The following is a 22154-nucleotide window of genomic DNA, read 5'->3' on the forward strand; positions in this document are numbered from 1 at the left end:
AAAAGTTTTGGCACCTATGGATGCGGTGGCCGCTCGGCAGATGCTCCTCATCGACAGGGGACAAGAAAATCGCGCACAGCGAAATTTTTGGTTAGTATGTTGAGAAAAGTGGTCAATGCTGACCACGGAAGGGGAGACGAAATGGCTGACCAGTTGAGAGTCGCGATCGTGAACCGTGGGGAGCCTGCGGTGCGTTTTCTACAAACCGCAGCCGAGCTGTGCGGGAACGGCGATATTGATGTGCACGCAATCGCCTTGTACACGCGCGCTGACCGCGGCGCACTGTTTGTGCGGCTCGCCGATGAAGGGGTCGATCTTGATGCCTACCCCCCGGCAGACGCCGTCGCCGCAAAGAAGTCTGCCTATCTTGACTATGACAGGCTCCTCGCCGCCCTCGAAGCCTGCCGTGCCGATGCGGTCTGGGTCGGCTGGGGATTCGTCGCCGAAGATCCCCTCTTTGCCGCCGCCTGTGAGGCCCGCGGGATCATCTACATCGGGCCGTCTTCTGCCTCCATGGCGCGTCTGTCCGACAAAATCGAGGCCAAGCAGTTGGCAGAGAAAGCCGGTGTTCCGGTCGCCCCGTGGAGCGGGGGCGCCGTGCAGAGTTACGAGGCGGCCGCGGAACAGGCAGAACGAATTGGATTCCCGCTGTTCGTGAAGAGCGCCGCTGGAGGCGGTGGAATGGGAATTCGCGAGGTCGCCGAGGCGTCAGCGCTCGAGGCTGCGTTCGACGAAGCCCGACGTGAGGCGCTGCGGGCGTTTGGCGACGATCGCGTTTTTCTTGAGAGCCGCGTCGATGCAGGCCGGCACATCGAGGTGCAGATTTTGGCCGATAGGTACGGGACCGTGTGGCCGGTTGGTGTACGCGAGTGCAGCATCCAACGGCGACGGCAAAAAGTCGTGGAGGAGTCCGGCTTCAGCGTGCCCGCACCAGAGCTTCAGCGCGCCGTTGAGGCCCACGCAGTCGCAATCTGCAAGGCGGCTGGCTACGTCAATGCCGGCACGGTCGAGTTCTTGGTCGAACCCGCCACCGGCGACATATCGTTCATGGAAGTGAACACGCGGCTGCAGGTCGAACACACGGTCACAGAAGAGACCACCGGTCTGGATCTGGTGAGGGAACAGATCATGATCGCCCTGGGCCATGCCCTGCCCGCAACGCCACCGGTCCGCAACGGCTACGCCATCGAGGTGAGACTGAACGCCGAAGACCCTGACCGTGGCTTCGCGGCAGCGCCAGGAACTGTTCTGCGCTTCCGAGCGCCCAGGGGAGCAGGGGTCCGCACGGATACAAGCGTCGAGCAGGGTGATGAGATCGCACCCGGTTTCGACTCGATGATCGCCAAGGTGATCGCCTGGGGTCCTGACCGCACCCGGGCGCTCCAGCGGCTCCGACGTGCCATGGACCAGACAGAGATCCTCGTGCGCGGAGGTACGAGCAACCGGGCCTTTTTGAGGGAGGTACTCGCCCATCCGGACGTGCTCAGCGGGGCCGTCCATACCAGGTGGCTCGACGAGAGGCTCGCCGACGGTGCGCTGATGCCACACCGCAACGGCCAACTCGCGGTCCTCCAATCGGCAATCGAGGAGTACCGGCAGCGGGCCGGAAGGTTGGCCCACAGCTTCCTCAGTTCTGCCGTGCGCGGGGCTCCGGAGGCTGACTTCTCCCAGCTCTCCTTAGTGGAGCTGGACTACCGCGGTGAGCGCATCAGCGTCGAGGTCCAGCAACTGGCCCTTGAACGGTACCGCCTCCGCGTCACCGGGATCTGCATTGAAGTCGAAGCAGTGGCCGCCGGCGAGGGCGAGTGGGTGCTCAGGCACGGCGGACGGCACTTCCGAAGCATTGTCACGCAGGACGATGACGGTTACTGGGTGGACGTTGAAGGCGTGTCACATCGGGTAGGTTCCGGCAACACCGGGGCTATCCGCGCGACGTTGCCGGGCATCGTCGTCGCGCTCTCGGCAGAGGAAGGTCAGCTGGTCCAGCAGGGAGACGTGCTGCTCACGATAGAGAGCATGAAGCTGGAATCACAGGTGATCGCGCCCAGCAGCGGCGTGGTCACAGCTGTCATGGTCTCCCGCGATTCACAGATCGGACTCGGCCAGGAACTCCTCCGCGTCGATTCAGCAGTGGACGCCGAAATCGACGCCGGGCTCCCGAAGCGGGCTGCCCTTGACTTCTCGCTGTGGTCCGTCGATGCTCCCGAGCGAACAGCGATCGATGTGGCAATGGGCCTGGTCCTCGGGTTCGACGGAACCACCGACGAGTTCCATGGCCTGTCGATCAGCCTTGGGCAGGGTGTGGAAAGCGCCACCATTGACGAGCAACTCGACTTACTGGGCTGCTTCGCGGACCTGCATGTACTTGCCCCGAAGCACATCTCTCGGCGAAGCACGCAGGAGCACCTTATGGGCTACCTGCGTCGGCGGGAGTATGCCGAGCAGGCACTGAGCGAGTCGTTCTTTGCAGCTCTGGGTGCCGCGCTGGCCCACTATGGCATTGACGGGGCGGATGCTGATTGTTCGGCGAAGAACCGCGCCTTGCTTCTGATGTACCGTTCGCTGGGCCGGCTGCCCCTCATTACCGACGCGGTAGGAAGCGTCCTCCTGGGCTGGTTGCGCGAATTTGTGCAGTTCGACAAGTCGCAGCTAGCTCGGCTTGAGCAGGTCCTTGGGAGGCTTGCTGCCGCCGCCGACGGGCACGCCGCGGTGCTCAGCGGCCTCTTGCGTTCGGTTGGATTCCGGTATTTCTTCCAGGATGTGCTTGAGACTGGCAAACGTGCGCGTCTGGCTCGAGTGGTGGATGGCTTGCGCCGGCAGGCCGACGAGACAGCCACCGCCGAGCCGGCATCGGCGCTCGAAGCTGAACTGGCCCATGTACCTTGGGAGGACTGGGTTGCGGCGTGGGCCACAGCCGAGGAACCTGCCCATTGGGATTCCGTGCTTGCACTTATCGTGAGCAGCATGTACCGGGACGAGCGGCCGGTAATCGACGGTGAGTCTATCGCCGAGGGATTCGTGGTCGCACGGACCGGCGCACAGGGCACGGTCATCGCTGTGGGCGACGACAACGAATCCGACGTTCCCGATAGTGTGCGGGCGGCCGGCGCGTACTTCTCAGCCCTGCAGTCTCCGCATGAGGTCACTGTCGAATATTTTATGACCGACGCCTCCCACGGTCTGCGGCCGGAGAAGGTCAGGGCGTTACTCGCTTACTTCGGCTGTGCGAACCGTGTGAATCTTCATTCGGTCCGCGGATCTGTGGCGGAGACGCGCGTGCTGACGCGGAGCTTCGAGCAGTGCGAGGGCCTTTTGGTCGAACAGCCGCAGTGGCAGGACCTCCACCAGGCCACGCGGGACCGCCTTGAACTTTGGCGCCTCTCGGAGTTCGCACTGACACGCGAGGCAGCGCCGGTCGGTACCTGGCTGTTCTCAGGCGTCTCGCGGGAGAACTCCCGTGACCAAAGACTGTTCTCATTCGCTGAGGTGCATGATCTGACCAATGTCCGCGATCAGGCCGGCAACGTGACGTCGGTCCCGGCGCTTGAACTGGCGCTCGTGCAGTCGTTGAGCGCAGTTCGCCAACACGACCTGAGCGTTCCCGGCCGAAGCCCGTACGGCGCGAATCGAGCGAGTATCGTCGTCGACGCCGAGTGGGTCCTGGAGCTCGACGTGCTTCGCGTCGTGGCCGAGCATGCAGCCTATGCGGCACGAGGACTCGCCTTCGACGAAGTGCTGATCCACCTGAAGCAAGTGTCATTGCCAGGGCAACCGGGTCAGCTGATCGCCCAGTTGGCCATCTCGCAGTCCGGTCAGACGCACGTGGAGTTCTCCGAGCCTGGCCAGGTTCCGGTGCCGACAATGGGCGCACTGCGCCGGCAGAGCGTCGAAATGCGCCGCCGGGGACTGATCCACCCCTGGGATGTCATTACGAGGCTCACTTCACCGATGTACTGCATCGACGGGGCGTCCAATGCAGCTTTCACTGAGTACGATCTCCTCGACGGCAAGGTGGAACCCGTTCAGCGGGAAGCCGGCGAGAATACTGCCGCTGTAGTGTTCGGCGTGATCAGCAATCCCACTGCGAAGCATCCTGAGGGGCTCCGCAGGGTGGTTATCCTGAACGATCCTAGCAAGGGCATGGCATCACTGGGAGAGACTGAATGCAGCCGAATCCTCGCCGCCCTCGAGCTAGCCGAACGGCTGGGGCTTCCAGTCGAATGGTACGCCGTCTCCTCCGGGGCCCGGGTCGCAATGGAGAGCGGGACGGAGAATCTCGATTGGACTGCACGTGTCTTGCGCAGCATCATAGAGATGACGCAGCGCGGCCACGAGATCAACGTGATCGTCACCGGCGTAAATGTCGGCGCGCAGTCCTACTGGAACGCGGAAGCGACCATGCTGATGCACACGCGCGGCATCCTTGTGGTCATCGGCGATAACGCCATGGTACTCACCGGCAAGCAGGCCCTCGACTACTCCGGCGCAGTCTCGGCTGAATCGAACGCCGGCATCGGCGGGTATGACCGCATCATGGGCTCCAATGGCCAAGGGCAGTACTGGGCCGGCGATCTAGCCGAGGCATGCCAGATCCTGTTCAAGCACTACGAAGTCGCCTATGTCGCCCCCGATGAGTCGACACCCCGGCGTAAGCCAAGCTCAGACTCCGGATCCAGGTCGATGGCCGACGCGGCGCACCTGATGCCTGGCGGGAGTGAGTTCACGCGCGTCGGCGACATCTTCGATGAACGGCACAATCCCGACCGTAAAAAGCCTTTCGATATCCGCTCGGTCATGCGTGCACTCGTCGATGCCGGCGAAGAACCGATGGAACGGTGGGCACACATGCTCGACGCCGAAAACGTCGTTGTCTGGGACTCCCATGTAGGCGGACACGCGAGCAGCATCATCGGCATCGAATCGCATGACCTCGTTCGTCGTACGGGACCGTCATCTGACGGCCCTGCACGCTGGAGCGCGGGCACGTTGTTCCCACTCTCCTCGAAGAAGGTAGCGCGGGCCCTGAACGCCGCCAGCGGTGTTCGGCCGGTGGTGATCCTGGCAAACCTGTCAGGCTTCGACGGATCTCCGGAGTCAATGCGCCAGCTGCAACTCGAGTACGGGGCTGAAATCGGCAGGGCGGTTGTGAACTTTGCGGGGCCGATCGTATTCACAGTGATTTCCCGCTATCACGGTGGCGCATTCGTCGTGTTCTCAAAGGCACTGAATGACGGCATGCTGTCGCTGGCGCTCGAGGGGGCCAAAGCATCGGTCATAGGTGGGGCGCCAGCGGCAGCAGTGGTGTTTGCGCGCGACGTCGAACGGGGCGTGCAGAAAGACCCTCGGATCACCGCTGCTCGCGCCGGCCTCGACGAGGGGGATCCCAGCGAACGTGCGCTGCGCGAGCAGCAGCTCGCCTCAATAGAGGACGGTGTGCGATCCGCAGTCCGCGGGACCCTCGCACGCGAGTTCGACGACGTCCACACAGTAGAGCGGGCGCTTGCAGTTGGATCGATTGACAAGATCGTGTCCATCGCTTCGCTGCGCGAAGAAATCGTCGAAGCTCTGTGCACGCGACCGGTGGCGGCTGAGCCCTCCGCAAATCCGACTCATGCCGACCGCAGTGTGGGGGCAGCCGTCGGTCGGTGACGAGCAGGGTCACAGAAAAGGCCGGAATCCCCGCTTGGAGCGCGGGTATTCCGGCCTTTCAGCGTGGCCCGGAACAGGAAGGGTGCCACGACGCGCGAGTCAAGTGGTCCTACGGGGCTTGAACGCCGCTACCCCACTTGTCGGGGTGGGGGTACTGCAGCACCTCGTCGGTCAGGAGCCCAGCGAAGTCCTCGGTGCCCCAGACGCGATCGAGTTCCCACGTCGAGGTGGCCTCCGGGTGGCTCCACACCGAGAGGGTCGATCCGTCGAAGGAAAGGATCTGCCCGCCGATATGCGCGGACGCGGGCCCCGCAAGGAAGGTCACGATCGGCGCTACGGTCTCTGCGGGTGGGAAAGGCGACGCATGGCCGACCCCGCCTTCGCCGGCACCGTCGGCGGCGTTGTAGAAGATATCCGTCATTCCTGTGCGTGCGACCGGCGCGATTACGTTCGTTCGCACGCCGAAACGGGCAAGTTCCATGGTCATCACCCGGCTGAGCCCGATGATTCCGGCCTTGGCGGCTGCGTAGTTGGACTGACCAAACATGCCGAAAAGTCCGGAGCCGGATGCCACATTGACAATGCTGCCGCCCGTCTCCCGCATAGCCCTCGCAGCGGCTCCGCTACAGGCCCATGTGCCGCGCAGGTGAATATTTGTCACTGTGTCGAACTCCTCCGGCGTCATCTTCACCAGGGAACGGTCGCGGGTGACCCCTGCATTATTGACGAGCACATCGATGGTCCCGAACGACTCCACGCACTGCGCGATCAAGTCCTCACAGAACTTGGCGTCGGCGATGGAGCCGACGCAGGCGACGGCAGTACCGCCTTGCTCCCGAATCACGTCCACCGTTGCCTGCGTCGACGCAGCGTCGGTGCCGTTAATTACAACGGAAGCGCCGGCTTCGGCTAGGCCGCGGGCGATTGCTCGGCCGAGGCCGCGCGAAGACCCAGTGACCACCGCGGCCCGGTTTTCCAAGGAGAGGGTGTTCATGTGACGTCCTTCTGTCTCGATTGAGGATGCCTGGTCAGGCGGTGACTGCGCCGTGGGAGCGGGCTCAGCGCTAGCTGATAAGCCGCCATACCGACGCTGCCTGCCCGTTTTCTGTCACGAGTGAACCGAAACGGGCTTCGTAGTGTTCTTGGCGGGGTGCGATGAAGAGACCCTCGGCGCTGGCGAGGACTGTCTCCGGGTCTTCGGCTGTGGTCAGCCATCCTGAGACGATCGTCTTGCGGCCCACTTGTTCGGTGATCTTCGCTTCGAAGCGTAACTCCGTGTGGAGGGGCGATGGGTGATGATAGTTCACGGAGAGGCTGGCGGTCATGCCCCATCGATCTGCGTCTATCGGTGGTTGGCCAAGCACCTCGTCGAACACCAGGGCAATTATTCCGCCGTGGACATGAGCTGGCGGCCCCTCGAACCGAACGTCAAACGACCCCGTGGCCACCACGCCGCCGTCGGGCTGCGTCGTGAACACCAGAGGTGGCGAGGCGGGACTGCCTAGTCCCCGTACCGGGCTGAAATAGCGCACGTTGGCAGCGACGTCGTCGACGAGGGCAACTTCATTCCGCGCACGAACGTTGGTGTCGAGCAGAAGAGTGAGCTGTTCGGCCGCTGCCCGAACCTCATCTAGCACCTCGTCGGGCACCTTGGTCTCACAGCTCGCCCGATTCAGGCGTCGAAGTGCTTCGCCGAGGCCGGCCGTGGCCAAGCGGCGCTCGTCGATTATCTGCTCAGTGCTCTCGGACATGCTTTCCGCCTTCTTGATCGCCGGCCGGTGAGGATAGTTGTACCCGGCCATAGGAACATCCCGCCTTATACATTATTAGCCAAAAAAATTGCGAATCACAAATCTATTGAGAAATGAATTGGTGGATGCTAGCGTGCGATGAACAGTGTGTCACTCCCTGATGCTTCAGCCCGGTGCCGCTTGCGGTTGGGCACGGGGATGGAGGCGACGAAGAAGACTCACACTTGAGCATGCACGTCGATGAAGATAGTGCTCAGGACTTACCCCGGGAGGATCCAATGAACGAAGTGAAACTGGCAACGGCAACGGCAAAGGACTGGATGCGGCAGCTCTCCGACCAGACTGTTGCGAGGTACAAGCGAGAGGGCCTTTGGCGCGACCGCGCACCGCTGGATGACTTCCTTGAAGCGGCGAAACGCCACCCTCACAAGGCAGCGATCGTCTCATACCGCAAGGGGTCCCCACTTCCGCAAACCGTCACCTACGGCCAGCTAAATGCCCTCATCGAGCGGTTCGCCGGTGCCCTTAACTCGCTCGGCGTCGGCAAGGGCGATGTTGTGTCAATTCAGCTGCCGAACACCTGGGAGTTCCCGGCTCTCGCCCTCGCGGCGATGCGGATCGGCGCTGTTCCAAACCCAATTCCCCACATTTACAGGGAACACGAACTCTCGTTCATGCTGCGCCACGCCAGGAGCAAGGTCTACATTGTCCAGGCCCAGTTCAAAGGGTTCTCCTATGTCGAGCTTGCACGCTCCCTTTCAGCCCAGATCGACACCCTCGAGCAAGTCGTCATCCTTCACGGCGACGCCGCAGAGTTCACGAGCTTCGACGACCACTTCGTCTCGACGCGTTGGGAATTCGAACCGGGCCTCGACGAACTGCTCTCGGAGCGGGCGCCGAAGCCGGACGACCCGGCCTTGTTGCTCTTCACCTCGGGCACCACGGGCACCCCGAAGGCCGCCATCCACTCGCAGAACACGCTTTGGTCGGCCGGGCGTCCCATCGCCGATGCGCTGCGGCTAACCGGCGATGATGTAAGCTTCAACGCCTCGACCGTCGGACATCTAACCGGTTTCTACTGGGGCACTTATCTGCCGCTGTCCCTCGGTCAGAAAATCGTCTACCAGGACGAGTGGGACGCTCGCGCCCTCGTCGACATGATCGACAGCGAGGGCATCACGTGGACCATCGCGGCCACGCCGTTCGCGCTCGACATGGTCGCTGCCCAGCAGGCATCCCCTCGGCCGCTCGCACAGTTCAGGGCATTCGCTTGCGGAGGAGCACCAATTCCGCCGCACGTGGCACTCCTGATGCAGGAGTTCCTCGGGGTCGAATTGATCTCGCTCTGGGGTATGAGCGAGGTCGGTGTATGCACGATCCACCAGATCGGCACGCCCATCGACATCCTTGCCTCAAGTGATGGAACCCCGGTCGGCTTCATGGATCTGCGGATCGTAAACGACGACCTGACCCCGGTGGCCGACGGAGAAGAGGGGCGGCTTCAGGTTCGTGGGCCGAGCATCATCCTCGGCTATTACAATCAGCCGGAGGCGACGATGGCTGCCGAGACCGCAGATGGCTGGTTCGACACAGGAGATCTCGGTCGACGTACGAAGGAAGGTGGGGTCCGACTGACGGGGCGCAGCAAGGACATTATCGTCCGAGGCGGCCAAAATGTCCCGGTGGTCGAGATCGAGCACGCGCTGATAACCCACCCTAAGGTCAAGGAAGTCGCCGTAGTCGCCTACCCCGATGACCGTATGGGGGAACGCGGCTGTGCAGTTGTTGTCCCGAGTCCCGGCGAGAAGTTGACACTCGCGGAACTGTCGGAACACCTGCAGTCCGCGGGCCTCACCAAGCAGTTCTGGCCAGAGCGGCTTGAACTCGTTACAGAACTGCCCAAGACGCCATCCGGCAAGGTGCAGAAATACGTGCTGCGCACGCAGATTGCGGCACTGGGGCCAGCCGACGCCTGACTGAGCCTCCCAGCTTGACAGGTGGTGCGCCGTACTCACCCGGCGCACCGCCTTTCGTCATATTTTGCCGTCAAGCGTGTGTCAGACGGAGTTCTCGCCTTCGTTTTCGAGTTGGTTCCAGTACCGGTTTGACCGGACTTCCCACGCATTGCGCCGCTCGCGGAGAACCTTGGTGGCGGTGTAACCGGGCCAGTCCCTAGGCAGGAACTGCCGGGGAAGATCGGGGTCCAGATACGGGAAGCGACGCCAAGCCTGCACCAGCTCTACCCTGGCCACCATGCAGTCCCGGTCCGTACGAGGGCTCATCTTCGCGAAACGCTCTATGAAGGCCTCATACTGCGCCCGCAACGCGTCCAGGTTCCACGCATCACGCACCAGGTCATTCTCGTCGCCAATGGAGCCGTGGGTGCCGATGAAAGAGTGCGCCTGCCCCGCGAGGCCCAAACGGTCTATGACTTGTTCGACGGCGTCGGCGCGGTCGACGTGGGGCGAGAGCCAATGGCCGGGGGCTGGCGAGCCGAGTCCGGCCCAGATCAGCCCTGACTGAAGATGGTGCCGCAGTTGCCGCTTTGACTCGGGAACGGTAACGAGCAGCGAGAGCCAGCGGCCGTCCCAGGTCATGTCCCGCGACTCCCAGCCATAGATGCGTTCGGCACCCGCTGCCATGCTTTGAAAGCCTGCCCGCGTGAACTCCAAACGCGCCCGGCGGCCTACCTTTACCGGCTCCACATGGCCCGACTTAACGGTGCGTTGGATCGCTTTGCGGGCAGCGTTGGGCTCGTAGTCAAGATCGGCGAGGAAACTGACCAGGGTCGAGGACCAGACCGGGCGGCCTGTTGGCCACACAAATTCGCCGAGCGCAACCAGCAGGGCTGCGCGGGCACTCGTCTCGTGCACGCCGCTCAGAAGGCTCAGTGGGGCGGTGGGTGCGGTGGTTAGTGTCGACATGATCCTCCAAATTTACTCCCAGTGTATGCACAACTATGCGGAACCCATGGCACTTTGCGGAACTCGACAATTGACAAACTATTTGCGCATCGTCATTTTTATGGCAATCTTACAGTGTGGCTGGTTCCCGTTCCTTGTGAGCCGTGGTTCGACAGCCCGATCCGTCACGAAGGAGTGAAAGTGATTCCGGCCTTCCCCACCACCCTTACAGTTGGTCTTTCCCGCGACATCGAGAACGGCCAGATGCTGCCATGACTCACGTGATCACTCAATCGTGCTGCAACGATACGGCCTGCACAGTCGTCTGCCCGGTCGATGCCATCCATCCAACACCAGCCGAGATGCGCGCCGGCTCAACCGAGATGCTCTACATCGACCCGAAAACGTGCATCGATTGTGGGATGTGCGTCATTGAATGCCCTGTTGGTGCGATCTTCACCGACGACGCGCTGCCTGCGAAACTCGCCGACTACGCACGTTCCAATGCCGAGTTCTTCGAGTCGTGGCCGAGTCTCGGCACGGTGCCGCCACGAACTCTGGACGTGCCCGTCCTCACTGCTGACTCGGCCGTCCGTGTGGCGGTGGTCGGTTCAGGTCCCTCAGGTAGTTATGCGGCCATCGAACTGCTCGACCGTGGGGGAGCGTCCATGAGCGTGGATGTGTATGACAGGCTCCCCACTCCCGGCGGCCTGGCCCGGGCCGGCGTCGCGCCCGACCACCTGAGCACGAAGGGCGTGGCCGACGCGTTTGCTGAACGCGCGAGGGACAAACGGATCCGCTACTTCTTCAACATCGAGATCGGCAAACATATCTCAGCCGAGGAATTGTCTGAACGATATGACGCCGTCATTTATGCCGTCGGCGCGTCCAGCTCCCGCGCCCTTGGCATCGAGGGGGAAGACCTGCCCGGCAGCCATGCCGCAACGGAGTTTGTGGGCTGGTACAACGGACATCCGGACTACGCGCACTACGAGTTCGACCTGAGCGCCCGGCGCGCCGTCGTGGTTGGCAACGGCAACGTCGCTCTTGACGTCGCCCGGGTCTTGACGGCATCAGCCGAACACCTGCACCGCTCAGACATCGCTCCACACGCGCTCAAGGCACTGACCGAGAGCAATATCGAAGAGGTCGTCGTTCTTGGCCGCCGCGGTGCGATCCATGCGGCGTGTACATCACCGGAACTGCAAGCACTGGGGTACATGGATGGCCTTCGGGTGCACGTGGACCACCGCGACCTTGAGCTGACAGCGGCCGAGCGGGCCAGCTTGGCAACGTCCCTGCCCGCGCTCAGCAAGCACCGTATCTTCACGGCTTTCGCCGAGCGGGAATGGCCTGAAGCGAAACGCACCATCGCCTTCCGCTTTCTTGAGTCGCCCAGTCGCATTCTGGGAACCGACCGCGTCGAAGGACTCGAAATCATGCGAAACCGTCTGGTGGAGGATGCCGGCCGTAGCCGGGTCGAGCCAACGGGCGAAATCGGCCTGATCGAGTCCGGCCTCATTTTGCGCTCGGTGGGCTATCGCGGCATACCCATGGCCGGCCTGCCATTCGACGAAACTAAGGGCACGTTCCCGAATCAGGACGGCCGGGTGCTCGATCCTTCCGCTGGCGCTCAATTCCCCGGAATTTACACTGCTGGCTGGATGAAGCGGGGACCCTCGGGTGTCATCGGCACAAACAAGGAATGCTCGCGCGAGACTGTCACGGCGCTGCTCGAAGATAAGCGCTCAGGCGCGCTGGCACCGGCCCGAGGCACCCTCGCCGACATTGAGACTCTTCTGCGAAGGCGTCAACCCGAATTGTTCGGGTGGGACGGATGGCGGCGAATCGATGAGTATGAGCTGCTTAGCGGGCGCGCCATGGACAGGCCACGCGTCAAGGTCGTAGATCGTGCCGCGCTGATTGCAATCGCACTTGGACCCGAGCCCGTCGAAGCCGTGCAGGAGGACCTGCAATGAGCGTGCCCGAGCGTACGGTGATCCGTACGTGCCCGATCTGCGAATCGACCTGCGGGCTCGCGATCACCATGAAGGGTGATCGGGTTCTTCGTACGCGGGGCGACGAGCTCGACGTCATGAGCAGAGGGTTCATGTGCCCCAAGGGGGCCACCCTGGGTGAGATGTACGAGGACCCTGACTGGCTGCGTGCCCCCCTCATCAAGGGAGCGGACGGCGAATTCCACGAGGCAAGCTGGGAGGAGGCCTTTGATCGCTGCGCCGAGCTCATGAAGCCAATCCTGGAAACCGATGGACCCGAAGCCACAGCGGTCTACTTTGGCAACCCCATTGGACACAACCTCTCCGGGCTCCTCTATACACGCGCCATCGTCAAGGCGCTTCGCTCACCGAACCTTTTCAGCGCGTCAACGCTCGACCAGCGCCCGAAGGACCTCTCTAACGGGCTGCTGTTTGGTGACCGGTACACGCTCGCTGTCCCGGACATTGACCGGACAGACTACATGATCATGCTCGGCGCGAACCCCATGGAATCCAATGGCAGCCTCGCAACGGCTCCGGGGTGGCCCCGCCGGCTCAAGGCGCTCCGGGATCGCGGCAAGCTGGTCGTAGTCGATCCGGTGCGGACACGTACGGCGGAACTCGCCACCCAACACATCAGCCCGAGGGTGGGCTCCGATGCAGCACTGTTGATGTCAATGGCATATGTTCTCTTCGACGAATCGCTGGTAAGGATCGGGCGCATCGAACAGTACGTGCGCGGTGTCGAAAAAATCAAGAGCCTGGTCCAGCCCTATTCCCCTGAGCAGATCGAAGCCTACACCGGCGTCCCGGCCCAAACGGTCCGTACGCTTACCCGTGAGTTCGCCGCCGCGTCCAGTAGCTGTGTCTACGGCCGCATCGGCACCTCCACCACCCGGTTCGGGACGATCGCATCATGGATGATCGACGTGATCAACATCCTTACCGGCAACCTCGACCGGCCAGGCGGGGCCATGTTCCCGAAACCGGCTTCAGGCATGGCAAATACGAAAGGGGCCCCTCAATTCGGCAAGCCTGCGCGGATCGGTCGATTCCATACGCGGGTCCGTAGAGCGCCAGAGCTCTTCGGCGAATTTCCGACCGCATGTCTCGCCGAAGAAATCGACACGCCAGGACCGGGACGCTACCGGGCGCTGCTGCTGATCAGCGGCAACCCCGTGGTATCCACCCCGAACTCCGAGCGTATGAACCGGGCCTTGCCGCAGCTCGATGCGCTCATTGCCATCGACCCCTATGTCAACAACAGCACCAGGCACGCGCACGTCATCCTGCCGCCGCCCTCGCCGCTGCAACGGTCGCATTACGATACGCACTTCACGATGTGGTCGGTGCGCAACTTCGCAAACTACAGCCCGGCAGCGATTCCGCTCGCGCCTGGACAGTTGCACGAGTGGGAGATCATGTGCCAGCTGGCCGGCGTCTTCGACGGCAGCCGTAGCCGGACCGAAGATGTCGATACCGAACTTATTGCGTCCATGATCCGTTCGGAAGCACGCGACGAGAAGTCCGCGATCCACGGACGCACAATCGAGCAGATTATGGGCATGCTTGAGCCGAGAGTGGGTCCGGAGCGCATCCTTGACTTCCTGCTGCGTGTGGGACCTTACGGCGACGGGTTCGGCGCGGGCCCGGGGGCGCTCACGCTTGCCGCCGTCGAAGCCGCTCCGCACGGCATAGACTTCGGTGCGCTGGAGCCTCGGGTTCCCGAAGTGCTGCGGACGCCCGACGGGATGATTGACATTGCCCCCGACCTGATAACCGGGGATGTGGCACGGCTCGGTGCTGCAGTCGAAGCCGGGCCCGTATCCGGGCTGGTGATGATCGGGCGGCGTGCTTTGCGGTCGAACAACTCCTGGATCCACAATATGCCGTCGCTGATGACGGGGCGTGCGAGATCGACGCTGCGCATCAGTCCGGCCGACGCGCGGGAGCGGAGCCTGGAGACCGGCGACACCACGCAGGTGCGGACGGAGAGCGGCGAGGTGGAAGTACTTGTCGAAGTGACCGACACTATGGCTCAGGGTGTGGTGAGCCTGCCGCACGGATGGCTTCATCAGACCGACGGAGTTGAGCTCCGAACGGCAAAGCTCAGACCCGGCACCAACAGCAACATCCTGGCCAACGAGCAGGATGTGGATGTTCCCTCCTGGAACGCCATCCTCAGCGGAATCCCCATCGAAGTATGTCCCCCCGCACGCGTCGCTGCCGCCTCCCAACTTATTAGGACCCCCTGACCACGACCAGCACATTCGAGCCTCAGCTCGGAGCGCCAGGATCACGAAGGACCATGATGAACTCCACACCCACCGAAACCACCCTTACAGACGCCGTACACACGTGGGCGCTCCGGCAGCCGACGGCCAAGATTGCCAGCGAATATCGCGCCCAGGGCCACTGGCGCGACACGACAATCGTTGACGACATCCTGTCGATGGCCAAAGCGCACCCGCGCCGTGCAGCGATCGTCGCCTACCGCAAGGGATCAGCGGTCCCCGAGACAATCACCTACGGACAGCTGAACGCGCTCGTCGAACGGGCCGCCCTCGCCTTGATCGAACTTGGCGTCGAAGCGAACGACGTCGTCTCGCTCCAGATGCCCAACGGCTGGGAATTCGCGGTGGCGGCACTGGCTGCCGCGCGTGCCGGCGCGGTGGTCAACCCCCTGGTGACCATTTTCCGACGCCGGGAACTTGAATTCATGCTCTCGCGCGCCGGATCCAAGGTGCTGATCGTCGAGGAATCCTTCCGTGGCTTCAACCATGCCGAGCTAGCGCTGGATCTGCGCAGGACGCTGCCATCTCTCGAGCATGTCGTCGTGGCCAGGGGAGTCGCCTACGGCGGGGCATTGAGTTTCGAGGAGCAGTTCCTTCACAGCGAGGCGAATCGCGCGACGGACACCGCTGCCATCCTCGCCGATCGGCGCCGGAGCTGTGACGACATCGCATCGCTCATCTACACCTCCGGCACCACCGGCGAACCGAAGGGCACGCTCCATAGCTACAACACGCTGTGGTCCGCTGGCCGTGCAGTTTTCGATAATCTGTCATTGGGCTCGGACGACGTCTCGTTCATGGCGTCGCCGGTGGGTCACCTCACGGGGTACCTGTGGGGGATGCTGCATCCGTTGTCACGGGGCATGACCGCGGTGTTCCAAGATGTCTGGCACCCCGGTGGCTTCCTCGACCTCATCGATGTGGAAGGTATCACCTGGACGATTGGAGCGACGCCGTTCGTCGTCGACGCGGTCGAAGAGCAGATCCGCAGTCCGCGGTCGTTCGCGAGCCTTCGCACGTTCGTGTGCGCCGGGGCGCCAATTTCGCCGGCGCTTGCGCCTCGGGCTGCCAGCGAGCTCGGAGCGCAGTTGCTTGCCCAGTGGGGCACCTCGGAGTGCGGCGGCGTCACCGTCCACCACCCGAGTGACGATGTTGAGACCGTGTGTTCGAGCGATGGCCGCCCGATCGGCTTCATGGCGCTCAAGATCGTTGATGACGCGGGCAATCCCGTCCCCTTGGGCACTGAGGGGCGGCTCATTGTGCGTGGCCCGAGTGTTTTTGTTGGCTATCTTGGACGCGGCGACTTGTACGATGACGTCGTGGATCCGGACGGCTGGTTCGACACGGGGGACCTTGGCATTGAACACAGCGACGGCACCGTCCGCATCACCGGCCGGGCAAAGGACATCATCATCCGCGGCGGAGAGAACATTCCCGTCGTTGAAATCGAGAACCTGCTCCTGACCCACCCGGGCATTCGGGAGGTGGCGGTCATCGGCCTTCCCGACGAACGGCTCGGCGAACGCGGTTGCGCCGTGATCGTGCCCAGGAACGAGGCTCCCGGGTTGCCCGAACTGCTCAAGTACCTCGATGAGCACGGTACGGCGAAGCAATACTGGCCTGAACATCTCGTGGTGGTCGACGAGATGCCGCGAACCCCGTCGGGAAAGATCCAGAAGTTCCGCCTTCGTGAGCTGGCCACAGCGAAGCCTGACCGCTGAGGCTGTGCCCAGTATGGGGCTGGCGAACGAGGAAACAGCCATGACACCAGAAGTGCCGGCGCGGCTTCACGCGGACCCAATCGGGGAAACGGTGCTCAACAGTGATGGCGGACCAGATGGGCTCGGGGGATGGCAGCCCAACGCCGCGGAGGTCTCCTTCGCCACCCGCATCACCGGAGCTTCCTCGGTGGCGGCGAAAGGGGAGTTTGATCGACCGCCCGGAGCAGTGGAGCTTGGCTGGACCGCAACATTGGCGGACCTGGTGCTTGGCAGGGCCGTGCTCGCCGCAGTGCCGCGAAACCGTTCAGGGGTCACGGTCAACCTCCGAATCGATTGGTTCACGGCACAGCTCCCTCCCGCACCGACTATAAGTGGCACGGCGTCGGTGATGAACTTCGCTGATGACTTCGCTGTCGCCCGGGGTGAACTGTTCAGTGCAGACTCCTCGACGCTGGCGCTACTGGTAGGCAGATTCAAGCTCTTCGGCAGCGATGACCTACCACCACCCCCCGTCATCGAGGACGTGCGGCTGCCGAACGCGCTTTCGCTGAGCAATTTTCTCGAACTTGAGTACGGGCATGTTGATGCCCTTCGGACGGTGGCACATCTGGAGGCGGCTCTCGTGTTCGCAAATCCTGCCGGAGTCATGCACGGCGGCGCGCAAGCCGCGGCCTTCTGCACCGCCGCCGAACACCTGGCTGCACAGGATGGACCCGGCTGGCGCATGCTCGACATCGACGTGCACTATCGGGCCCCTGTGGCCGTCTCGCCCGAGGTGTTGCAGCTGAGCAGCACGGTGGTGCGCAGGAGCCGCAGCCTGATGCGGATCGACATGACCTTGGCTGCGCCCGATGCGACCGTGCTTACTCAGGCCTCGGCCACGCTCGCTGGCCCACCCCGCTGATTCGGCGGTCCGGCTAACCGGCTGGGCCGCCCAATGGAGAACAGGCGACAAGTGACATCGCTGATATTGAATTTTATGGCCGTTAACTGGCTGGGCCCATCGCGCGGAGATCGCTTTGTCTGATTGCTGCCAGGCCTACTTCCATACGGGAAGATCAATCCCACTGCTTAAAGCGCTCCATATTTATTGGACAAATGATTGTGCTTGCGACATCTGAATGGCTATGATGTCACGAACGATATCAACGCACGAAGACGTGCAGATGGATGGAGCTTTCCAGTGCAAGTGATCATCACAGCTCTCTCGACCGCCGCGGTTCTGGCGCCCATGGCAATCGGAATGGCGCTGGTCTACCGCATCGGCGGTGTCATCAACTTCGCGGCCGGCGCTATCTGCGTAGTCTCCGGCGTCGCCTATGCCCTGATGGGCGGCGGCGTGGTGGCAGCACTTGCTGCCATTGCCATGGGCGCCGGCCTCGGCGTGGCCGTATTTTTGCTCGGCGTTCTTCCCGGGAAGTTCCGCGGGATCCCGCCGGTGGCAATGACTCTGGGGACGTTGGGTGTCGCTCTGATCGTGCAGGCGCTCGGGGACGAAGTGTTTGGCACCAGCCCCCACACCGCCGAACCGTGGATCGATGGATCCCTCAGCCTGTTTGGCAATGAGCTCAGTGCACATCGCGCGCTGTCGGTTGCAGTTTCGATGGTCGCGGTCATCGCCGTGATCGCCATGTTCGACCGCACGTTGATCGGCCGGGGAATGGAGGCCTGCTCGACGAACGAACCGTTGGCCCAGCTGTATGGCTCGCGGACCCTGGTCTACCATTTTATCGCGTGGTCCGTCGCGGGAGCCTGCGGTGCGCTGAGCGGCGTGCTCCAGGCCGGCCTGGCAAGCATCTCTGACACAGCCTCGATGCCACTGCTTGTGACCGCGATCGTCGGCGCCGTGCTCGGCGGCATTGGATCCCTCCGGGCGACGGTACTCGGTGTGCTTCTCGTGGCGGCCGCCAGTGCGCTTGTTCAGCAGCTGCTCAACGTGCAGCTCCCCCTGACGCCGGTATTCGTGCTCATGCTCCTCGGGCTGGCGATCCGTCCGGCCGGCCTGTTTACGTCAACCAAGACTGGAGAGAGAGTATGACCTCCGTTCGCAGTACCCGGCGCATAAAGGGCGGTCTGGAGCGGCTGATCCCGCACATCGCCATCCCACTCGTCATCATCGTGATCGTGCTAAGCCTTGGCGGCAACGGCTACCTGCGTCACCTGGCCACCAGCGCCGCCATCGCCTACATCCTGACAGCCAGTTTCAATCTCGTGTTCGGCTATGGCGGCATATTTTCGCTCGCGCAGGTCGCGCTCTACGGCGTGGGCGCGTACGCCAGTGTGTACGCAGAGAACCACTGGGGCTGGTCGTTCTGGTTCGCCGTGCCCTTTGCGATGGCGATCTCCACGTTGCTTGCCGTCGCAATTGCATGGCCTACCGCAAGGCTCCGCAGTATCTTCATCGCCATGGTGACACTCGCCTTCGCTGTCACCCTTATCGAGGTCTTTTCCAAGTGGACCGAAGTCACAGGCGGCGCTGCCGGCATTTATGCGATCGTTTCGCCAACAATCGGCGACGTACGCCTGGTCGGTGGGCGCATCGAATACCTCTGGCTCTGCGCAGTTGTCGCCTGGTTGGTCGCCGAGCTCATGCTGCGCCTTGGCCGCTCGCCCATCGGCCGCAAGCTTGCTGCATTGCGGGAGACCCCGGGAGTTCTGCCCGCCGTCGGCGTCGACGCAGCCAAACTTCGCCTGTTGACCATTGCCGTGTCGAGTGCTTTGGCTGGCCTCGCCGGTGCACTGTACGCCCACTTCCAGTTGACGATCGCGCCAGAGGCATTCGGACTGCCGAGGCTGATTGAGCTCCTGCTCGCGACCGTCATCGGCGGTCCCGGCACCTTCATCGGTCCCGTGGTTGGTGTGCTAGTGCTGCTCGGTCTCGATGAAGTCGGCATTGTGCTGGGCGGCGTACAGCCCTATGTTTACGGTGCTGCGGTGATCCTGCTCATGACGTTCGGGCGCAAGGGTGTTGCTGGCTGGTTGCTCGCTGCATGGGCCTTCGTCCGCCGCTCCGTACCCGCTCGCCGCGTGAAGTCGGACAGCCCTCCGGTCACCATCTCCCCCTATGACCCGAAATTTCAGGCTACAAAGTCCGCCGCTGGGGCGGCTGGAGATATAGTCCTCGAACTCGCCGGGGTCTCGGTGAGTTTCGGCGGCGTGCACGCCGTACGCGACGTGTCCCTGCAGGTGGGAGTCGGTGAAGTCATCGGCCTGCTGGGTCCGAATGGGGCCGGAAAAACGACGCTGATGAACTCCATCACAGGAGAAGTGACCATAACGTCGGGCTCGATCTCGCTTAACGGCACCTCAGTCGTCGCAAAATCTGCGCAGGACATCAGGAAGGCAGGCATTGCCCGGACCTTCCAGGTACCGGCCTTGGTGCCTGACCTCTCACTCGTCGAAAACGTCATGCTCGGCGGCGAAGTTCACGCCAAGGCAGGATTCTTCAGCCAACTGATCAACACTCCGGGCTCACGCAGAAACGACGAGGTCCAGCGCGAACGCGCTCGTGCCTTCCTGCAGGAGGTCGGCATTGAATCTTTCGCCGACGGGTTGGCCGAGGCGCAACCCTACGGGGTTTTGCGCCTCGCTGAGATCGCCCGAAGCCTGATGCTCGATCCTGAAGTGATTCTGCTGGACGAGCCTGGCGCCGGACTTACGGAGTCTGACCTCAAGGAGCTTATTGCCGTGCTGCAGCAGCTGAAGGAGCGCGGGCGTTCTGTAGTGGTCATCGACCATCACGTCGGATTCGTCGCAACTGTCAGCGACCGCATCATTGTGATGAACCAGGGAGAGGTGCTCGCGGAAGGCGCGCCCGCAGAGGTTATTGCCGATCGTCGCGTGATCGAGGCCTATTTGGGAGAGGTGGAAGCCGTATGAGCGAACTATTGCTGGATGTGCGGGGCGTCAGCGCCGGATATTCACGCCGGACAAAGGTGCTGAATTCGATCGACCTGCAAATCGAGCGCGGCCAGTCCGTGGGGGTCACCGGGATGAACGGTGCCGGCAAGTCGACCCTGCTCAAAGTGGTCGCGGGCCAGCTCCGCCTGTCCTCGGGATCCATCGAGTTCTTGGGTCGAGTGATCAGCCGGGACACGGCGTCCGCCCGAACGCGTGCCGGTTTGGTCTCGCTGCCGGAGGGCCACCAGGTGCTGAAATCGCTGACCGTGATCGAAAATCTTCGCCTGGCGACCGGTTGCCTCACCACGCGGGGAGCGGACGCCGCGCTGAGGGGGTCGGCAGATGAAATCTATTCACTGTTCCCGATTCTGCAAGAACGCCGTGACCAACTGGCGGGGCTGCTCTCCGGTGGCGAGCAGCAAATGCTTTCGCTCAGCCGGGCGATCGTGCTGAAGCCCAAGCTGCTCGTGCTCGATGAGCCCTCGCTCGGCCTTGCCCCCGTCATTGTGAATCGCATCTACGAAGCAATTGCCAAGCTCCGGGCAACCGGTGTGTCATTGCTCGTCGTCGAACAGGGCAGCCACATGCTGCGCGGCGTCTGTGACGAGCTCATTGTCCTGAACAAGGGGGAAATCACCATGTCTGGTGGCATCGACTCCCTCTCGCATGCACAGATCCAAAACGCCTATTTCGCCTAGCCCCGCCGACCGGAAGCTGATGCGAAACCACACCAAGGAGAAGTCAATGAAGAGTTCAACACGTACCGCCACTATCGCAGCACTTGCCGCGGGTGTCCTCGCATTCACGGCGGGCTGCGCGTCATCCAGCGGCGATGTCGCTGCTTCCGGCGGCGACCCCGTCTCGATCGGGTTCATCGCGCCCCTAAAGGGTTCGAACGCGGTTGCCGCCAAAGCAATGGTCAACGCCGCCGAACTGGCCATCGCCGAGGTCAACGCCGGCGGGGGCATCAACGGTCGGAACGTCGAGCTCAAGATCTACGACGACGAACTCTCGCCCGATGTCGCCTCTCGAGTCGCCACGCGCGCGATCACCGTCGATGAGGTGCCGGTGCTCGTCGGCGGCCTCTCGAGCGCCGAGGGCTTGGCAATCAGGGAAGTCGCCGAGCGATCGGAGGTGCCCTATCTCGCCTCGGCATCGTCGGCGGCCGGCATTACGAAAGACGCGAAATTCACTTTCCGGGTGGCGGCCACCGCGCTTGACCAGGCCAACGCCGTCGTTGACATCGCCAACGCTCTCGGTTTGAAGAACGCCGCCATCATGTTTGACAACGGTGCCGTCGGCCCGGCATTGTCAGGCATGTTCCAGTCGAGAGCCAAGGAGACCGGCCTCGCCAGCGGGGGCAGCCCCGTTGAGTACGTGTTGGCCGGTACCGACCTGTCCGGTCCGGTGAAGTCCGCCGCGGCGCAGAAGCCTGATGTGCTCCTCGTCGGTGGCTCTACCGGTGCCGACCACGGCCTGCTCGCGAAGACCATGGTCGAACAGGGACTGCTGGTTCCGATCATTGGCCTCGCCGGGGTCGGATTCCCTGACGCATTCTCTGTCGGGGGCGGTGCCTACGACCAGCTCCCTGGCGCCTACTTCCCGTCATCGGTAGACATGAACAAACCGCGGTTCAAGGAGTTCCACGCCGCCTACGAGGCGAAATACGGGAAGGCCCAGCTGGCCGATGCTGCCGTGCAGAGCTACGACGCGGTGCGCATCGCTGCAGAAGGTCTCCGGGCGACCAACGGCACCGGGGGCAAAGCACTGAACGACGCGATCTCTGCGATGAAGCCGCTCGACGGCGCGGCCGGCCGAAGCGGCTCCACGATCTCATTCGGTGAAAGCCGGGATGGCCTCCGTGGCAGCTTCCTCGTTGTGTACCGCTCGGCCAAGAACGCGAATTCGATTGCGAGCGATGTAACCATCGGCAAGTAAA

The 22154-nt window shown here is 62.9% G+C and carries 13 protein-coding genes; 10 read left to right on the forward strand and 3 right to left on the reverse strand.

The annotated features are described in order from the left end of the window. Positions 1-189: 189 nt before the first annotated feature. Positions 190-5649 carry a carboxyl transferase domain-containing protein gene (locus NIBR502772_RS11205; RefSeq protein ID WP_168223520.1) on the forward strand — a complete coding sequence of 1820 codons (5460 nt, stop codon included), beginning with the start codon at positions 190-192 and terminating at the stop codon, positions 5647-5649. 109 nt (positions 5650-5758) lie between these two features. Here NIBR502772_RS11205 and NIBR502772_RS11210 read toward each other — a convergent pair whose 3' ends face one another. Continuing rightward, positions 5759-6643, reverse strand: a complete 885-nt coding sequence (locus NIBR502772_RS11210; RefSeq protein ID WP_141140229.1) for an SDR family NAD(P)-dependent oxidoreductase — start codon at positions 6641-6643, stop codon at positions 5759-5761. 70 nt (positions 6644-6713) lie between these two features. Further along, positions 6714-7451 carry a PaaI family thioesterase gene (locus tag NIBR502772_RS11215; RefSeq protein ID WP_141140230.1) on the reverse strand — a complete coding sequence of 246 codons (738 nt, stop codon included), beginning with the start codon at positions 7449-7451 and terminating at the stop codon, positions 6714-6716. A gap of 227 nt (positions 7452-7678) precedes the next feature. Here NIBR502772_RS11215 and NIBR502772_RS11220 point away from each other — a divergent pair, with 227 nt between their 5' ends. Further along, positions 7679-9376 (forward strand): AMP-binding protein, encoded by a 1698-nt coding sequence (locus NIBR502772_RS11220; protein WP_210412277.1) that lies wholly within the window; start codon positions 7679-7681, stop codon positions 9374-9376. A gap of 81 nt (positions 9377-9457) precedes the next feature. Here the strand turns inward: NIBR502772_RS11220 and NIBR502772_RS11225 are convergent, their stop codons facing one another. Beyond that, a complete protein-coding gene (locus NIBR502772_RS11225) occupies positions 9458-10324 on the reverse strand; it encodes a PaaX family transcriptional regulator C-terminal domain-containing protein (protein ID WP_141140231.1) in 867 nt (288 codons plus the stop codon). Positions 10325-10575: 251 nt separating this feature from the next. Between NIBR502772_RS11225 and NIBR502772_RS11230 the strand changes: the two genes are divergently transcribed. The 8 genes from NIBR502772_RS11230 to NIBR502772_RS11265 all read left to right on the forward strand — a co-directional run bounded on the left by NIBR502772_RS11230 (position 10576) and on the right by NIBR502772_RS11265 (position 22153). Further along, positions 10576-12282 (forward strand): FAD-dependent oxidoreductase, encoded by a 1707-nt coding sequence (locus tag NIBR502772_RS11230; protein WP_141140232.1) that lies wholly within the window; start codon positions 10576-10578, stop codon positions 12280-12282. Continuing rightward, the gene (locus NIBR502772_RS11235; protein ID WP_141140233.1) at positions 12279-14555 is read left to right on the forward strand and encodes a molybdopterin-dependent oxidoreductase; all 2277 of its coding nucleotides are present in this window, start codon (positions 12279-12281) and stop codon (positions 14553-14555) included. Before NIBR502772_RS11230 ends, NIBR502772_RS11235 begins: the two co-directional genes overlap by 4 nt. A gap of 53 nt (positions 14556-14608) precedes the next feature. Beyond that, a complete protein-coding gene (locus tag NIBR502772_RS11240; protein ID WP_141140234.1) occupies positions 14609-16315 on the forward strand; it encodes an AMP-binding protein in 1707 nt (568 codons plus the stop codon). 40 nt (positions 16316-16355) lie between these two features. Continuing rightward, on the forward strand, positions 16356-17219 hold the full coding sequence (locus NIBR502772_RS11245) for an acyl-CoA thioesterase domain-containing protein (protein ID WP_141140235.1): 864 nt from the start codon (positions 16356-16358) through the stop codon (positions 17217-17219). A 279-nt stretch (positions 17220-17498) separates the two neighbouring features. After that, positions 17499-18353, forward strand: coding sequence for a branched-chain amino acid ABC transporter permease (locus tag NIBR502772_RS11250; protein ID WP_141140236.1), 855 nt, complete (start codon positions 17499-17501; stop codon positions 18351-18353). Further along, positions 18350-20194, forward strand: coding sequence for an ATP-binding cassette domain-containing protein (locus NIBR502772_RS11255; protein WP_141140237.1), 1845 nt, complete (start codon positions 18350-18352; stop codon positions 20192-20194). The genes NIBR502772_RS11250 and NIBR502772_RS11255 overlap by 4 nt, the downstream gene beginning before the upstream one ends. Then, positions 20191-20913 (forward strand): ABC transporter ATP-binding protein, encoded by a 723-nt coding sequence (locus NIBR502772_RS11260; RefSeq protein WP_141140238.1) that lies wholly within the window; start codon positions 20191-20193, stop codon positions 20911-20913. The genes NIBR502772_RS11255 and NIBR502772_RS11260 overlap by 4 nt, the downstream gene beginning before the upstream one ends. A 46-nt stretch (positions 20914-20959) precedes the next feature. Then, positions 20960-22153 carry an ABC transporter substrate-binding protein gene (locus NIBR502772_RS11265; RefSeq protein ID WP_168223521.1) on the forward strand — a complete coding sequence of 398 codons (1194 nt, stop codon included), beginning with the start codon at positions 20960-20962 and terminating at the stop codon, positions 22151-22153. Position 22154 lies beyond the last annotated feature (1 nt).

The organism is Pseudarthrobacter sp. NIBRBAC000502772 (assembly GCF_006517235.1).
In the GTDB taxonomy this organism is placed as follows: domain Bacteria; phylum Actinomycetota; class Actinomycetes; order Actinomycetales; family Micrococcaceae; genus Arthrobacter.

Coding starts and splice junctions, on each gene's coding strand:
- NIBR502772_RS11260 (WP_141140238.1), top strand. CDS start 20,191: ATGAGCGAACTATTGCTGGATGTGCGGGGCGTCAGCGCCGGATATTCA.
- NIBR502772_RS11235 (WP_141140233.1), top strand. CDS start 12,279: ATGAGCGTGCCCGAGCGTACGGTGATCCGTACGTGCCCGATCTGCGAA.
- NIBR502772_RS11265 (WP_168223521.1), top strand. CDS start 20,960: ATGAAGAGTTCAACACGTACCGCCACTATCGCAGCACTTGCCGCGGGT.
- NIBR502772_RS11240 (WP_141140234.1), top strand. CDS start 14,609: ATGATGAACTCCACACCCACCGAAACCACCCTTACAGACGCCGTACAC.
- NIBR502772_RS11230 (WP_141140232.1), top strand. CDS start 10,576: ATGACTCACGTGATCACTCAATCGTGCTGCAACGATACGGCCTGCACA.
- NIBR502772_RS11245 (WP_141140235.1), top strand. CDS start 16,356: ATGACACCAGAAGTGCCGGCGCGGCTTCACGCGGACCCAATCGGGGAA.
- NIBR502772_RS11255 (WP_141140237.1), top strand. CDS start 18,350: ATGACCTCCGTTCGCAGTACCCGGCGCATAAAGGGCGGTCTGGAGCGG.
- NIBR502772_RS11210 (WP_141140229.1), bottom strand. CDS start 6,643: ATGAACACCCTCTCCTTGGAAAACCGGGCCGCGGTGGTCACTGGGTCT.
- NIBR502772_RS11220 (WP_210412277.1), top strand. CDS start 7,679: ATGAACGAAGTGAAACTGGCAACGGCAACGGCAAAGGACTGGATGCGG.
- NIBR502772_RS11225 (WP_141140231.1), bottom strand. CDS start 10,324: ATGTCGACACTAACCACCGCACCCACCGCCCCACTGAGCCTTCTGAGC.
- NIBR502772_RS11215 (WP_141140230.1), bottom strand. CDS start 7,451: ATGGCCGGGTACAACTATCCTCACCGGCCGGCGATCAAGAAGGCGGAA.